The sequence below is a fragment of the Streptococcus infantis genome (assembly GCF_019929665.1).
Lineage (GTDB): Bacteria > Bacillota > Bacilli > Lactobacillales > Streptococcaceae > Streptococcus > Streptococcus infantis_H.
In genome coordinates this window covers 231818-247581 of sequence record NZ_JAHZPZ010000003.1, presented here as the reverse complement: position 1 = coordinate 247581, position 15764 = coordinate 231818, and the positions used below count along the sequence as shown (strand labels likewise).

The 15764-nt window shown below is 40.9% G+C and carries 17 protein-coding genes, 1 tRNA gene and 1 pseudogene; 11 read left to right on the top strand and 8 right to left on the bottom strand.

What is annotated here, in order from left to right; translation table 11 throughout:
• The first annotated feature begins 39 nt into the window (after positions 1 to 39).
• The 7 genes from K1I61_RS06900 to queF all read left to right on the top strand — a co-directional run bounded on the left by K1I61_RS06900 (position 40) and on the right by queF (position 3584).
• Entirely contained in the window at positions 40 to 420 is a 381-nt protein-coding gene (locus tag K1I61_RS06900; protein WP_223333886.1) for a MarR family winged helix-turn-helix transcriptional regulator, read from the top strand.
• Between the two features lie 95 nt (positions 421 to 515).
• Positions 516 to 737: a DUF4649 family protein gene (locus tag K1I61_RS06895; RefSeq protein WP_223333888.1), complete on the top strand. Its 222-nt coding sequence runs from the start codon at positions 516 to 518 to the stop codon at positions 735 to 737.
• A 14-nt stretch (positions 738 to 751) separates the two neighbouring features.
• Positions 752 to 1066, top strand: a complete 315-nt coding sequence (gene trxA, locus K1I61_RS06890; RefSeq protein WP_001029581.1) for a thioredoxin — start codon at positions 752 to 754, stop codon at positions 1064 to 1066.
• 202 nt (positions 1067 to 1268) lie between these two features.
• A complete protein-coding gene (gene queC, locus K1I61_RS06885) occupies positions 1269 to 1922 on the top strand; it encodes a 7-cyano-7-deazaguanine synthase QueC (protein WP_004250769.1) in 654 nt (217 codons plus the stop codon).
• Positions 1922 to 2365 (top strand): 6-carboxytetrahydropterin synthase QueD, encoded by a 444-nt coding sequence (gene queD / locus K1I61_RS06880; protein ID WP_060955238.1) that lies wholly within the window; start codon positions 1922 to 1924, stop codon positions 2363 to 2365. Before queC ends, queD begins: the two co-directional genes overlap by 1 nt.
• Positions 2358 to 3074, top strand: a complete 717-nt coding sequence (queE, locus tag K1I61_RS06875) for a 7-carboxy-7-deazaguanine synthase QueE (RefSeq protein WP_223333891.1) — start codon at positions 2358 to 2360, stop codon at positions 3072 to 3074. Before queD ends, queE begins: the two co-directional genes overlap by 8 nt.
• 18 nt (positions 3075 to 3092) lie before the next feature.
• Positions 3093 to 3584, top strand: coding sequence for a preQ(1) synthase (gene queF / locus K1I61_RS06870; RefSeq protein ID WP_223333893.1), 492 nt, complete (start codon positions 3093 to 3095; stop codon positions 3582 to 3584).
• A 216-nt stretch (positions 3585 to 3800) separates the two neighbouring features.
• Here queF and K1I61_RS06865 read toward each other — a convergent pair whose 3' ends face one another.
• From K1I61_RS06865 to K1I61_RS06830, 8 genes and pseudogenes are all read right to left on the bottom strand, one after another.
• Positions 3801 to 4469 (bottom strand): MIP/aquaporin family protein, encoded by a 669-nt coding sequence (locus tag K1I61_RS06865; protein WP_004250764.1) that lies wholly within the window; start codon positions 4467 to 4469, stop codon positions 3801 to 3803.
• Between the two features lie 274 nt (positions 4470 to 4743).
• A pseudogene (locus K1I61_RS09070) lies at positions 4744 to 5061 on the bottom strand (hypothetical protein); the annotation flags it as partial.
• A 2547-nt stretch (positions 5062 to 7608) separates the two neighbouring features.
• A complete protein-coding gene (gene pepF / locus K1I61_RS06855; protein ID WP_223333895.1) occupies positions 7609 to 9405 on the bottom strand; it encodes an oligoendopeptidase F in 1797 nt (598 codons plus the stop codon).
• A gap of 10 nt (positions 9406 to 9415) precedes the next feature.
• Positions 9416 to 10159, bottom strand: coding sequence for a 16S rRNA (uracil(1498)-N(3))-methyltransferase (locus K1I61_RS06850; protein WP_223333897.1), 744 nt, complete (start codon positions 10157 to 10159; stop codon positions 9416 to 9418).
• A gap of 1 nt (position 10160) precedes the next feature.
• Complete coding sequence (gene prmA, locus K1I61_RS06845) at positions 10161 to 11111, bottom strand: 50S ribosomal protein L11 methyltransferase (RefSeq protein WP_004250761.1); 951 nt, start codon at positions 11109 to 11111, stop codon at positions 10161 to 10163.
• Positions 11090 to 11491, bottom strand: a complete 402-nt coding sequence (locus K1I61_RS06840) for a hypothetical protein (protein WP_036758379.1) — start codon at positions 11489 to 11491, stop codon at positions 11090 to 11092. Before K1I61_RS06840 ends, prmA begins: the two co-directional genes overlap by 22 nt.
• Positions 11488 to 11916: an NUDIX hydrolase gene (locus K1I61_RS06835; protein ID WP_036758381.1), complete on the bottom strand. Its 429-nt coding sequence runs from the start codon at positions 11914 to 11916 to the stop codon at positions 11488 to 11490. The genes K1I61_RS06840 and K1I61_RS06835 overlap by 4 nt, the downstream gene beginning before the upstream one ends.
• Before the next feature lie 9 nt (positions 11917 to 11925).
• Complete coding sequence (locus K1I61_RS06830) at positions 11926 to 12396, bottom strand: DUF3013 family protein (RefSeq protein ID WP_036758384.1); 471 nt, start codon at positions 12394 to 12396, stop codon at positions 11926 to 11928.
• 115 nt (positions 12397 to 12511) lie between these two features.
• Here K1I61_RS06830 and K1I61_RS06825 point away from each other — a divergent pair, with 115 nt between their 5' ends.
• From K1I61_RS06825 to K1I61_RS06810, 4 genes are all read left to right on the top strand, one after another.
• Positions 12512 to 13783 carry a replication-associated recombination protein A gene (locus K1I61_RS06825; protein ID WP_223334160.1) on the top strand — a complete coding sequence of 424 codons (1272 nt, stop codon included), beginning with the start codon at positions 12512 to 12514 and terminating at the stop codon, positions 13781 to 13783.
• Between the two features lie 262 nt (positions 13784 to 14045).
• A tRNA-Lys gene (locus tag K1I61_RS06820) sits at positions 14046 to 14118 on the top strand.
• 95 nt (positions 14119 to 14213) lie between these two features.
• Positions 14214 to 14630, top strand: coding sequence for a helix-turn-helix domain-containing protein (locus tag K1I61_RS06815; protein WP_223334162.1), 417 nt, complete (start codon positions 14214 to 14216; stop codon positions 14628 to 14630).
• A gap of 223 nt (positions 14631 to 14853) precedes the next feature.
• Complete coding sequence (locus tag K1I61_RS06810) at positions 14854 to 15369, top strand: HdeD family acid-resistance protein (RefSeq protein WP_006150850.1); 516 nt, start codon at positions 14854 to 14856, stop codon at positions 15367 to 15369.
• Positions 15370 to 15764: the final 395 nt, after the last annotated feature.

Genomic DNA, 15764 nt, shown 5'->3' with positions numbered 1-15764 from the left:
CGAATCTGTTTATAACTACCATATAGAAAGGAGATTGATATGACTTACTTAGAAAAATGGTTTGACTTCAACCGCCGACAAGTAGAGCTAGAAGCTATTTTAGAGCAAACGATTGCTGAACAGAGTGACCAAAGCCTAACGCTCAAAGAATTCTATCTCTTGCACTTTTTAAATCAGGCTCAAGAAAAATCTTTGAGACAGATTGACCTGCCGGACAAACTCCATCTGAGTCCAAGTGCTGTATCACGAATGGTGGCACGCCTAGAAGCCAAAAACTGCGGTTTACTTAGTCGGAGATGTTGTGACCAGGATAAGCGAGCTAGTTTTATCTGCCTCACTAAGGAGGGTCAGACAACTCTTGCCTATCTACAAAAAGCTGTAGAAGAAAGCCTTGAAACAAAAGCAAGTTGGCTTTCCTAAAATTTTTACAAAAAACTTGCGTGCGCAAGCAATTTTCTTGACATTCCTTTTTCCAAGGAGTAAAATGAAGATATGATTTAGCAAAGGAGAATCCTATGATTGAAATCACTTATTTAGACGCCAGCAAGCAAGAGAGAACAATGACCTTCGATTCATACGAAGAATTTGAACGTTCTCAACATGCCTGCCTGATTGGTGTCGCCGACTATTACCCTGTCCAAAAACTAACCTACAATGGTCATGTTCTGGACTACCATGGGACTTATGGAGATGTTTTCTTCTATCTCATGAAACAAGATTTAAGCCAATATAATTAAAAAGGAGAAATACTATGGCAAAAGCAATTACAGATGCAACATTTGAACAAGAAACTAAAGACGGATTGGTCTTGGTAGACTTCTGGGCTACTTGGTGTGGTCCATGTCGTATGCAAGGTCCAATCTTGGACAAATTGTCTGAAGAACTTTCAGAAGATGTCTTGAAGATCGTTAAAATGGACGTTGACGAAAATCCGAATACAGCTCGTGCATTCGGCATTATGTCTATCCCTACTCTTCTCTTCAAGAAAGATGGACAAGTTGTTAAACAAGTGGCAGGTGTCCACACTGCTGAACAAATCAAAGCTATCGTTGCTGAATTAAGCTAATCAAAGGAGAGACCAAGTGCATTCATTTGGTCTCTTTTTTCTTGCCCTTTGCCATTTTTCAAAAAATATGCTAGACTGTAACTAGAATATTACGATGTTTGGGACATGCCATCGCTAAAAAAAACCTCTACTTGGTATTTTTTAGCTCCCTCTGGGGAGCTTTTTGCGTGCTCTGAACATTTCCCATTTTGGAAGGAGTACTATGAAACGTCAATCAGCCTTGGTCGTCTTTAGTGGCGGTCAAGATTCAACAACCTGCCTTTTCTGGGCCAAGCAACACTATGAAAGGGTCGAAGCCGTTACCTTTGCCTACGGTCAACGCCACCATTTAGAAATTCAAGTGGCCAAAGAAATCGCTGAGGAACAAGGAATTCGTCATCATATCCTAGATATGTCTCTGCTAGGACAAATTACTGAAAATGCCTTGACTTCAGATTTAGAAATTGAGCAAAAAGAAGGAGAGGTTCCTAATACCTTCGTTGACGGTCGCAATCATCTCTTTCTGTCCTTTGCGGCAGTCCTTGCCAAGCAGCGTGGAATTACGGATATCGTGACAGGAGTGTGCGAAACAGACTTCTCAGGTTATCCTGACTGTCGGGATGTCTTTGTCAAATCACTCAATGTCACGCTCAACCTTGCTATGGATTACGACTTTGTGATCCAAACGCCTCTCATGTGGCTAGACAAGGCTGAAACTTGGGAATTAGCTGACCAACTCGGTGCCTTTGACTACGTTCGTGAGAAGACCTTGACCTGCTACAATGGGATTATTGGTACTGGTTGTGGAGATTGTCCTGCCTGCCATCTACGCCAACATGGTTTAGAGGTTTATCTCTCTCAGAAAGGAGAGGCCTGATGTTTTTTGCCCCCAAAGAAATCAAACAAGAAACTGGGGAATCTCTTGTCTACAATCCTCACAGAACCTTAGTCTCAAAAGAATTTACCTTCGATGCTGCCCACCACCTCTTTCACTATGAAGGAAAATGCAAATCCCTACACGGTCACACCTATCATCTGCAAATCGCTGTCAGTGGATTTTTAGATGAGCGTGGTATGACCTACGATTTCGGAGACATCAAAGCTATCTACAAGGACTACTTAGAGCCCCACTTGGATCATCGCTATCTCAATGAAACCCTGCCCTACATGAATACGACTGCTGAAAATATGGTTTACTGGATTTTCCAAACCATGAGTCAGGAGTTGCCAGACGAGCGCGGTCTCCGTTTGGAATATGTTCGCCTCTATGAAACTCCGACTGCCTTTGCAGAGTTTAGACGGGAGTGGTTAGATGACTAAGGAACGTGTCCTCAAACTACCAGTTCTAGAAATTTTTGGGCCTACCTTTCAAGGTGAAGGTCGTGCTATTGGCCAGAAAACCATGTTTGTCCGCACTGCTGGTTGCGACTACCACTGCGACTGGTGCGACTCCGCCTTTACTTGGGATGGTTCTGAAAAACCAACTCGCATGACAGCTGATGAAGTAATCGCTGAGTTAGACAAACTAGGAAGCTACGACTATGTCACCCTATCTGGGGGAAATCCTGCTATCCTAGCAGCCAACATGGCTGAGCTAGTAACCAAACTCAAGGAACGTGGGGTCACTCTGGCTGTTGAGACCCAAGGCTCCCGCTGGCAAAATTGGTTAAAAGATATAGACCAAGTCACTCTGAGTCCTAAGCCTCCTTCCTCCAAGATGGAAGTCAACTTTGAGACCCTGGACTTTATCGTTTCCCAACTAGACCCAGACAAAGTAACCTTTAAAATCCCTGTCTTTGATGATGCAGACCTAGCCTTTGCCAAAAGTATTCAAGAACGCTACCAACCAGATGTCCTCTTCTTATCGGCGGGAAATCCTGAGCCCAAGGCTACAGGCAATATTGTCCAAGACCAACTAGACCGCCTCAAAGAACTCTGGGAACGTGTCGCTGCCGACGATAGCTGGAGCAATGTCCGCGTCCTTCCTCAACTCCATACCCTCCTCTACGACAACCAACGTGGTGTTTAAGATTAGAAAGAAAAAATCATGTCACAACAAGAAGAAATGAAAAACCTCAGCCTCCTCGGCAACAAAGAAACCAACTACATTTTCGAATATCAACCAGAAGTCCTCGAATCTTTTGACAATCGTCATGTGGAAAATGACTATTTCATCAAGTTCAACTGCCCTGAATTTACCTCACTTTGTCCCATCACTGCTCAGCCAGACTTTGCGACCATTTATATTTCCTACATTCCTGACAAGCTCTGTGTCGAGTCAAAATCCCTCAAACTCTACCTCTTTAGCTACCGAAACCATGGAGATTTTCATGAAAACTGTATCAACACTATCGGGAAAGACTTGGTCAACTTGCTAGACCCTCGCTATTTAGAAGTCTGGGGCAAATTCACCCCACGCGGTGGCATTTCAATCGACCCTTACTACAACTACGGTAGACTTGGAACTAAGTATGAAGGCTTGGCAGAACAACGCCTCTTCCAACATGACCTCTATCCAGAGAAAATTGACAACCGTTAAACTCATACTCAATGAAAATCAAAGAGCAAACTAGGAAGCTAGCCGCAGGTTGCTCAAAGTACTGCTTTGAGGTTGTAGATAAGACTGACGAAGTCAGCTCAAAACACTGTTTTGAGGTTGCAGATAGAGCTGACGTGGTTTGAAGAGGTTTTCGAAGAGTATCATACGAAAAAGCCCTGTTCCTCAAGATGAGAAGCAAGGCTTTTTAAGTTTCAATTATTCTTCAGTTCCAAGGAAGTTTTTAGCAACAAGGGCTGCAAGAACTCCACCAACGATTGGTGCAAGGATGAAAATCCAAACTTGTTGAAGAGCTGCGCCACCTACCAATACAGCAGGAGCCAAACTACGAGCTGGGTTTACTGAAAGTCCAGTGATGTTCAAGCCAGCTAGAATCAAAGCTGTCAATGACAAACCAATCACCAAACCAGCGATTGCGCCATTCCCTTTGCTTGCTGAAGTTACAGTCATAATCACCAAAACAAACAAGAAAGTTGCGATTGTTTCAAACAAGAAACCACCAAAGACAGTTACACCGTTTGCCAAGGCATTTTCACCAAGACTTGCAGTTGACATACCTGAATTTGCCAAGAGAAAGAACACAGATCCTGATGCTAAGAAAGCACCAACTACTTGTCCAAGGATGTAGTTTACAAGTTCTGAAGATGACAAACGTTTGTTAACAAACATAGCGATAGAAACAGCTGGGTTCAAGTGAGCACCTGAAACAGTTCCGATTGAGAAAGCTGCAACTACGATTGCCAAGCCAAAGGCAAGAGCAATTCCAAGGTGTCCAAGACCTTCAACACCATTTCCAAAAACAACAGCTCCTGTTCCGATGAACACAAGCATAAAAGTACCGATTAATTCAGCAACAAATTTTTTCATATCAAGTCTCCTTTTTCAAACTATGTATTAGTCTATCAGAAGAAGGAAAGGGTTTCAAGAAAAGTGCTTGGAAACATGATTGAAAAATTAATTTCAATTTTTTCTTAAATTGTGAACTATTCGACCTATACATTCTAAAAAGATGTTGACTATTATTCTTGTTTTAAAATTGTTCTCAAAATCTGTTATAATTGGTAACCTATATTCATTTGTAATTCTTTACAAATACCTTAAATAATATATACTAAGTAACATTATATAACTTTTAATTTGTCTATCTGATCCATTCCCCGTTATAATTCACTTTATAACCATCTGGTGTAGTTGTACTGATTGCTAAGGCACCTGAACCATATGCATAGTACCATTTCCCTGAGACACTAAACCAACCTGTTTGCATTGCTCCCGAAGAATTGAGGTAATACCATAATCCATCTGTTTTTACCCAGCCTGTTTGCATTGCACCTGAAGAATTAAGATAATACCATGAACCGCCTGTTTTTACCCAGCCTGTTTGCATCCATCCTGAACTGTCAAAATAATACCATGTACTGTCGATTAGTTCCCAACCATTAGTTGTATAAGAACCATTGTTGTGTCTGTACCACCAACGACCAGAGGATTGAATCCAACTTCCTTTCGAAGCCGCTTTTTGTTTTAACAATAAATATTGTTTATATGCTTCAGATACTTTCGTGTATTCTTTCTTAACAGCATCTTTTTTAGCTTTTGCATTTTTTAGTTTAACATTTGCATTTTCAAGTGCTTTTTTAGATTCCTCAACCTTTTGTTTAGCTCTAATCAATTGTTTTTTAGCATCGTCGAGTTTTCTTGGAGCATTTTTGATGTCAATGACATCTTGTTGCGCCTTTGTCAAATCTTTTTTAGCATTAGCTAATGACTGTTCCGCATTCTTACTAGCATGAGATTTATTATTCTTGATTGTTTTCAATCGATTTAATTGAGATTCTTGCTTCGAAAGTTCAGATTTAGCAGCATTTAGCATAGTTTGTTGTTTACTCAATTCTGCTTGTGCTGATTTCAAAACGTTTAGCTTAGCTTCATTTTGTTTTGTTAAATCTGCAAGACGCTTTTTATTTTTGTCTAGTTCTTTTTGATCTTTATCTAAAGTCGTTTTAGCAACAGTAAGATTATTGTTGAAAGACGATATTTTTCCATTTACTATGGTCTCTTCATTCCTTTGTTTTCTGCTAAAATTATTCAGAGCCTCTTTAGCTTTAGTATAGGCTGGATTTTTAGGATGTGTGATTTCATTCCAAACATAACGGAAGGTTATTTTAGGTAAGAATTTTACTCGTTTCCCATTAAAGTAAAATTCGCTATAATCTGGATTACTATCTTTATTTTCTGCTCTTGCTAAAAAATAACTACTATACCCTTTAGCTCCAGAAGGAAGTATTCCATAAACATCTTTATTCTCACTAATAAATGTTAACACTCCATAATTGCCATAGCTTGTTCTTTCGCTAGAGGATGCTCCAACAGCCATTCCTGTCCCAGAAGCTGCTAGCAATGGAATTCTATGACCATAGTTACGTCTATGTGCTTCTTTTGGATCTGATGAGCCATATAACGAGGCATTACTATAATCATTAAAGTAAGATAGGACCTCTTTATAAGCAAGTTCTTTTTCACTTAACAGGCTCTTTTCTGGAACCGAACCAGCTGTTGCATTTTCAGTCGCATCCTTAAAACCAAAATCTTGATTTTTCAATTTTGTATCATGTGACAATTTATTATTTGCCACCATTTCATTTGCTCTTGCTTTTCCATATCTCAAAGCCTTGTCAGTCACAGCTGGCACTGGAATATCAATACCATTGATTCTACGCAATTCAATTAAGTATTTACGAACTTCTTCAGAAACCTTTTTATAATCAATCACATGAGGAACATTGACATAATCTTTAGATGAGACAACGATAGTTTCTGTTCTTTCTCCGCTAAAATTCACATCTTCGTTTGCAGCAACATAATATGTCTTCCCATCACTTCCTACGAAAGTTTTTTCCTCAAGTGGCGGAGTCTTGGAATCACTCTCGCTAACAGAATTTGATTGAATCTCGTGAGGGACCGTAACTGTTAAAAACTCATTCCCAGCTGATTTTAAATTCTTTTCAAGAGTAGAACGGTTCTTATTTCCTCTTTCTACAAGTGCTTTTCTTTCTTGTTGTGCTTTTGAGAACTCACTAGTTAAAGAACTCACTTTAGCTTGGTTAGCTTTCACCTTCACATCCAATTTCCCAGCAGTTTGTTGGACCTCACGTAATGTATTCCAATCAAAAGAATTCTCTGCTACCCTTACTTTGTCTTGTGCCTTTTTTACGTCTGTTGCTCTTTGATCAACCTGGGTTTTTGCCTTATTAACAACTGTTTGTTGGTTCTCGACACTTGTCTGAGCATGTTTCTCACCTTGTTTTGCTCCAGCCAAATTTTCTTCGGCTTTCTTGACAGTTACTTGTTTTGTGGCAAGATCCTTTTCTGCATTTTTAATTTTCTCAGGTGTAGCTTGCTTAGCAAATTCTTGAGCTTGTTTCAAAGCGTCATCTGCTTTGTTCTTATTTGTTACAGCAGATGCATACTCTTGTTGCGTTTTATCAACAATCTTCTGAGTATTCTTTTCTTCATCAATTGCTTTGTTTAGTTTGACTTCTGCATTTTTTACATCTGATTCTGAAACTTCAACATCCTTTTTGGTCTCTGATTGACTGACAGTAGTTTTATTCGATTGTTTATTTGTAACCTCATCTGCTTGGACATGACCATTAAAAGCAGTTACTATTGCAGTTGCAACTCCCAAACCAATCAGCACTTGTTCCTTTTTCATAAAATTAACCTTTCTTTAAAAACGTTTACATTATTAATTTTAACATATTTACTTATATTTCAAAATAAAACGAGTAACTCTTCATCTGTACTCTCTACATAACTCCTTCTCAGGAGAGTATTTAGGAGTACAGACCTCAGCTATTTTTAGGGCGATCTTATTAGATAGTATAAATAAAAGTACAGAGAATGCCAATACTATTCCTGCTTTAATTTTTTTTTAATCACCACCAAAAATAAATATCATTCTAAAATCTCAACAATATAATTCTATTGTTGCACTTTTATGATTTTATTCTCCCAACTCTGCACTGTAAGCTATGATCTGATCAACCGTATCAGACAAGAACTGAATCGTATCACGGAGTGGTTTATCCGTTGAGATATCGGCTCCGATAATCATGGCTGATTCAAGTGGTGTCTTGCTACCACCTGATTTGAGAAGATTGAGCCAGTCTCTAGCTCCATTCTCAGAGTTTTTCAGATGAAGGTAACCAGCAGTCGAGATGACTAGTCCAGCAGAGTAAGTGTAACTATACAAGCCCATGTAATAGTGAGCTTGGCGCATCCAAGTCAAGGCCGCATCATCGTCAATTTCAATAGCATCTCCCCAGAAATCCGTCAAGACTTCCTTCATAATGCTATTAAGTTTGCTTGCTCCAAAGGTTTCCCCTTCTTCAATCAATGTATAAACCTTACGCTGAAAGGCCGCTTCTAAGAGGTGGGTAATAAAGTTATGGAAGTAGGTGTCTGTCAAACGGTGGGCAAGAGCAAAGCGTTTTTGACGAGGATCGTCAGACTGATGTTCCAAATAATCACTTAAAAGCAATTCATTGAAGGTTGAAGGCGCTTCGACATAGTAAGTCGACATGTGGGCGTTGAAAAAGCCCTGGTGGTTGTCTGAAAAGATAAATTGACCAGAATGCCCAATCTCGTGAATCAAGGTATAGACATCGCTCAAACGGCCTGTCCAACTCATGAGGACATAAGGGTGCACGCGATATGGATCCGCCGCATACCCACCAGAATCCTTGCCACTATTGGCAGCGAAGTCAACCCAGCGCTCTTCTTGGTAACGAGCAATTTCTTGACTATATTCCTGACCCAGTGGTGCGACTGATTTCATAACCAAATCGTAGGCATCATCAATGCTAACCTCTGGGTTAAGAACACTGTCCAAATCCAATTTCCAATCAGCAAAGGTCAGCTTTTCAAGACCATTAACCTTAGCCACATGCTTGAGATATCTCTGAGCAACTGGCGCAAAGTCCTTCATGATGAGGTCAATCTGGCGGTCAAACATGGCACGGTCTACTTCTTGCTCAGCTAAAAGATAGTCGAATACTGAATCATAACCTTTCATATCTGCCAACAGTTTCTCAGACTTGACCTGAGCTAGATAGGCTGCCGCAGCTGTGTTTTGGTGCTTACGGAGTCCTTCGGAGAAGGAACGGAAGGATTTCTCACGAACCTCAGCGTCCTCGTGATTTTGGTAGAAATTTTCATAGGTCACAAAGCTGTTTTTGTAGGTTTTTCCATGGACTTCAAAGTCAGCCATTTCGAAATCCCCAGCACGCATCTTAGTATAGATATCCTGTGGACTGTAGAAAACTTCACCAAGATTAGTCAAGGCCTTCTCCACATCAGCTCCAAGATAATGGGCTTTTTTGATTTTCGCCTGACGAATGGCTGCCGTCAATTGTGGCAAGTCACCCAAACGGTCCAAGACTTCCTCATCTGCAGCCACTAAGGCATCATCAAAGAAAGTTAAGGCAACACTTGCATCTGTCTCAAAGTCCATCCCAGCTTGGGCAATATTAGCAAACTCTTCATTGCTATAATCTGTCGTCTGAGGCATAAAGGCATAATTACCAATATGGCTCATCTGGATATAGATTTGCTCCAATTCTGCAAAGGCCTTTTCAAAATCTTCAAAAGTGTGAAGATTATCCTTGTAGTCACGGCTAAATTGATTGATGTCTTCACGCGCCTTTTCAATCGCACGCAAGAAGTCCTCACGATCTTGATATAAGGCTGTCAAGTCCCAAAGTTCCTTTTCGGGAAATTCTGAACGGTGTTTTTGTTCCATGTTTTTCCTCTTATTTCTTTAATTCAAGCAAAACACTTATGGCAGATAAGGCATAAAGTGGTGCTGTTTCTGCTCGTAGGATGCGAGGCCCAAGTCCTGCTAGGACTGCTCCTTTGGCTTCAAAAGATTCAATTTCTGCAGGGGATAAACCACCTTCTGGACCAAAGATAAAGAGCAGTTTAGCTCCCTTTTCTAACCCAGCAACAGCTTGGATAAGCGCAGCTGATTCTCCTTCTTTGGCTGACTCTTCATAAGCAACCACGACACGATCAAACTGATCAAGTTGTGCTAAGAAGTCTGATTTTCTCTCAAACAGCTCTATGCTTGGAACAAAGTTCCGCTTGCTTTGCTCAGCTGCACCGAGAGCGATTTTTTCTAGTTTCTCGGCCTTTTTCCCCAATTTTTTGCTGTCCCACTTGGCAACGGACCAGTCTGCAGGGAAGGCCCAGATCTGACTAGCTCCGAGTTCTGTTACTTTCTGAGTGATGAACTCCAGCTTGTCTCCTTTGGGAAAGCCCGATGCGATGGTCACTTGAACTGGTAGTTCTACATTGTCTGCTAATTCCTCAATCAGCTCCAACTGACGGGCTTCTACATTGACCACGCGCGCCAAACGCTTGATGCCATCATCAAAGACTAAGGTCACCTCATCATCTTCTGTCAGGCGCATGACCTGAAACATATGCTTGCTGGTTTCCTTGTCCTCGATAGTGACAGGAGAGATTGCACTGCCTTTTACAAAATATTGCTGCATGCTAGCCTCCAATCACACCTGAAATATCCTTGGTTTTCTTGAAGACACAGGCATTCCATTCTCCTTGAATCATGTGAGTTTCAAGGAAAAATCCAGCTGACTCAGCTGACTCACGCACCATGTCCCACTTGTCCTTGATAATCCCGCTCATGATGAGATAGCCTTCGTCCTTGACCAAGCGATAAGCATCCTCTGTCAGATGAATAAGGATATCCGCCAAAATGTTGGCCACGATGACGTCAGCTTCAATCTCCACGCCCTTGAGCAAATCACCTGGGGCTACATGGATATTTTCCATGCCAGGATTGAGTTCAATATTTTCCTGAGCGACACGAACCGCTACATCGTCCAAGTCATAGGCGAAGATTTCTTTGGCACCCAGAAGCGAGCTAGCAATAGAAAGGACGCCTGAACCTGTCCCTACATCCAGGACTGTTTCTCCACCGCGAAGAACCTGCTCCAAGGCAAAGAGACTCATCTTGGTCGTCGGATGCGTTCCTGTCCCAAAGGCCATCCCTGGATCTAGCTTGATAATCTTTTCTCCAGCTGTCGCCTCATAGTCTGTCCAAGACGGAACGATAGTCAAATCATGGGTGATACGAGCTGGTTCATAGTATTTCTTCCAATTATCTGCCCAGTCTTCCTCAGCCAAGGCAGTCGTGCCAATCTTAACCTCACCCAGATCCATAAAGTCGGTCAATTCTGCAAGACGAGTTTGCAAGTCCGCTTCCACCGCTGCTACATCAACTGTGTCAGGGTAGTAGGCAGTCACCACGATTTCTTCTTGCTGCTCGACCTCAGGGAAAATCTCACCGAAACGGTCGACATTTCCCACATAGTCCATGCTGTCTTCGATCGCTACCCCTTGGGCGCCTAACTCGATCAAGAGATTGGAAACTAATTCCTCTCCCTCACGCTTAACCGTTACTTTTAACTCTTGCCATGTTTCCATTTTGTATTTTCCTTATTCTTCTTAAATTCTTCAATCACATCTGTATAGTGTTCTTTCATTGCGCTATGAATCTGCTGTTTAAAAATACCAAACATAAGATAATAAACAAATAGAACAATTCCTGCAAGCAGTAGCAGTAATAAAAAATGTACTGAAAGGGGCAGTACGAGACCTTCACCACTCAGTAAGGGTAAAACAAGCATTAATCCCCAAATAACAGCCATAGAGATCCCAGCTACTTTCGTACCACTTTCTCTCTGCTTCTTTAACTTTAAATATTCCATGTAAATGAATGTAGCTTCTTCCCTAGAGTATTGTCCAGTTTTTAGTTTGCGTTTAACTTCCTTGTTTAACGTGGTTGTTGCAATCGCAAAAATCATTTCACTTCCTCCAAATAATCCCTCAATCTACCCTGCAACTGCGGAACTACTTGACTGGATGTCAAAAATTCCTCAATGTTCATCAATTTATAGCCCTGCCCTTCATCTCCAAAGACGATACTGTCAAATTGTTCTTGACTTAACTGACTAACCATAAAGACCGACTGCTTCCTCTCAAAAAGCATACTTGGGTAGACCTTACTCCCAAGCAGGTTATCTTCAGTTAGATGAATCCCTAACTCTTCAAAAACTTCACGCGCTGCGCATTCAAAAGGAGTTTCGTCCCCTTCACGACCTCCACCTGGCAACTCCCACATATTGGGCCAAGGAATGCTGGGCTTGTCATCACGCAGAATAGTTAGGACACTATCTCCACAAAGTAAGGCAATCTTGCAGCCTGTGAAATCAGAAATCTCTAGCTCCATGCTAGACTCCTAATATCTCGGATAAGGATAAAATTCTCCTTCTTCCAAGCCAACTTTTCCTTCTTCAAAGACTTCTTGGTTCCATTCCATGACGAATTCTTCTGCTTCTGGGTCTTCCAAAAAGTCCATGAGGGCATCTAGTCCAACCTCTGCAGTATCTTTGAGGAATAGTGCAAAATAAGCTAAAAATTCACGAGAAAAACCTTTCTTCGGCAGATAAGGGATGACTGTGAGATAGTCTTCTGCATTAACTGTTGACTTGGCAGGGTTATAAAAAAGCATCGCTTCTTCAAAAAGGATATCATCTGACGAAACCTCTCCGTCTTCATCTAGCATCTCCACTCCTGCAGGATTTTGCGCCTCTAGCAGAAAACTCACTTCAACTGCATGATTGCGTTTGTCCCAGCTAATCTCATAGTCAAAAGGAAAGTTCTTGTCCAACTCTTCTTGTAAAACATCTAAAAATCCGTATGTTGCCATGTTGTCCTCTTTCTATACGACTCTTCAATCGCCCCGAATACTCGGAAATATGCTAAAATAGATACTACCATCTTACCACATTCGTATCAGAAAATCCATGTTAGAAAGGACTGCTATGCCAGACAATCTCGCGCTTCGCATGCGCCCCAAAACCATCGACCAGGTCATCGGTCAGGAGCATCTGGTTGGACCAGGCAAGATTATCCGCCGTATGGTGGAAGCCAATCGCCTATCCTCTATGATACTCTACGGACCTCCAGGCATCGGAAAAACCAGTATCGCTTCAGCCATCGCTGGAACGACCAAGTATGCTTTTCGGACCTTCAATGCAACTGTTGATAGTAAAAAACGCCTCCAAGAAATCGCTGAGGAAGCTAAATTCTCAGGTGGCCTTGTACTGCTACTAGACGAGATTCATCGTCTTGACAAGACGAAACAAGACTTCCTCTTGCCTCTCTTGGAAAGTGGACTGGTCATTATGATTGGAGCGACGACTGAAAATCCTTTCTTTTCTGTCACGCCAGCCATTCGTAGCCGTGTTCAGATTTTTGAGTTGGAACCCTTGTCTAACCAAGATGTTAAAGAGGCCGTTCAAATAGCCCTGATTGACCCTGAAAGAGGTTTTGATTTCCCAGTTGAGTTAGATGATGATGCCCTTGATTTTATCGCAACATCTACCAATGGAGATCTCCGTTCTGCCTTCAATTCGCTTGATTTGGCAGTTCTCTCCACCCCAGAAAATGATGACGGTGTCCGTCACATCACGCTCGACATCATGGAAAATAGTCTTCAGAGAAGCTACATCACTATGGACAAGGATGGAGACGGACACTATGATGTTCTATCTGCCCTGCAAAAATCCATCCGTGGATCCGATGTCGATGCTAGTCTCCACTATGCTGCTCGCTTGATAGAGGCTGGTGACCTTCCTAGCCTAGCTCGTCGTTTGACTGTGATTGCTTATGAAGATATTGGCTTAGCCAATCCCGAAGCTCAGATTCATACCGTGACTGCTCTGGATGCAGCACAGAGGATCGGTTTCCCCGAAGCCCGCATCCTCATTGCCAATGTTGTGATTGATTTGGCACTTTCACCTAAGTCTAACTCAGCCTATGTAGCTATGGACAAGGCTCTGTCTGACCTTAAAACCTCAGGTCACCTACCAATCCCACGTCACCTGCGAGATGGCCACTATAGTGGTAGCAAGGAATTAGGCAATGCCCAAAACTACCTCTATCCACATAACTACCCAGGTCACTGGGTCAAACAAGAGTACTTGCCAGAAAAAATTCGCAACCATAGCTACTTCTCACCAGAAGATAGTGGAAAATACGAACGTGCCCTGGCTCAACGCAAGGAAACCATTGATAAATTACGAAACTTATGAAATCCTTTTCAAAATTTTTAATTTTCCCTTGATTTTTTTTGAAAAAGTGGTATCATATAATCATAGAAACGCTGTGGTGTACGACTTCACATTTAAGTGTTGACCGACTATTTTTTGTATTATTAGGGAAACAAAAGTCTTCTAACAGCATGTAGGCCGTCTCACACGGAAACAGCTTCAGTTAGAGCGAGTTGCCCACCTGCTTAATTGCGCGGGTTCAATACAAACCGTGAAGTTTCGGCACCAATACAGCTTTTTATTTGCCTCCTTAGCTCAGTTGGTAGAGCAGTAGACTCTTAATCTATGGGTCACAGGTTCGAGCCCTGTAGGGGGTATCTAAATCAACAGGAAAAAGCCTTGATTTATAAGGCTTTTTTGCTTGTCTATAACTGATTTGCCCCATCATTTGCCCCACATTTTTTTATGAGCAATCTTTCCAGACATCTCTGATTACGAAAAACAAAAAAGCTATCCTACCTTTGCAAATTTGGATAAGATAGCAGAATATTTTAATGCAACTCCAACCCAACTATTTGGAACTAGTAAAGAAATTGAGTTAGAAAAGAGTGTTCTTGAATCGAATGAATACTCTGACAAAGTAAGTGAGATCTTAAAAGCTGTCAAATACATCGAACATTTCCTACATACTTATGGACAGCACTTAGAGGATTTACTTTATCTAACAAAAGGCAACCAACTATACACAGAAGATGGAGATGAGTTGTATATTGATCCAACTTCTCAGAAAAGAACATTTCATACTCAATATGAACCTGGTTTTATTGTAGCAAGAGAAAAATCTCCACTAGAACTCTTGATTGAAAATAAGGAATTGTTTGATAAATAGAAAAAGCGAGGATAACCTCGCTTCAGATTGAAGTTAAAATCTTTAGAAGACACTTTTATAAGGACTTTGTCTTAAATCTGTGAAAAGGAGTGAAAACTCCTTTTCTTTTTGTAAGTCAGACTGAAACTTCCAAATTGTTTATTTATTTTATTGACATTTTCTATAAAAATAAGTACAATAGTTTTATTAACAAACTATACTATACTATATAGGGGGTATTGAAATGAAATTTTCTAATCGTTTACTGCTATTCCTTGCAGGAGTTGTTTTTGTCCTTTTAGGACTTTTCCTATTTACAAACCCAGTAGCTAATCTTGTTGCTTACAGCTGGTGGATTTCATTTGGTTTACTGGTTTCTTCTATAGCAGCTATTTTAGGCTATTTCTCTGCACCAAAAGAGCTTCGCTCACCTGTTTATCTTTTCCAAGGATTTGTTAGTCTTCTCTTAGCTCTTTACCTCGTTGCTTATGGCTTTGTGACCCTGCCGGTCGTCATTCCGACCATTGTAGGAATTTGGTTAATTGTAGAAGCCATTATTGCTTTCTTTAAAGGCAATCGTCTAAGATTGATTTTCCCTATTATTGGTAGCAATATCACGTGGGTAGCCTTGCTTGAATTTTTACTAGGTCTAGTGATTCTGTTCAATCCAGTGGCTACAGGTGTCTTTGTCGTTTATGTCATTGCCTTTTCAGTTTTAGTTACTGGCTTCACCTACATTATTGAGGCCTTTCGTAAATAGTCTAGTTGCTATTTCTATCGCATTCAAAAAAGCTGGGAAATCATATTCTCAGCTTTTTTGTCTCTTTAATTATCACTTTTTCGCATTCCATTCTGCGTAGAAATTTGTTTTTCCATTTTATCCTCCGATTTGAACTCGCACTGACATTTATTTATAACAACACTATATATCTAGTATGGCATAATCATTAGGTATTATAGATTTTCAAACCAAATGTGAGTCATTCGTTTTTGCCCCACTTTTGCCACGTTTTTAAAGCCTGACAGTGAAAACACCTAAAAGTATTTCCCTAAAATCAGCTATATTTCAACACTTTTGTTTATTTTCAATATGAAAAGTTCTTACAAATTCATGTAGGGGGCATCTAAATCAACAGGAAAAAGCCTTGATTTCAA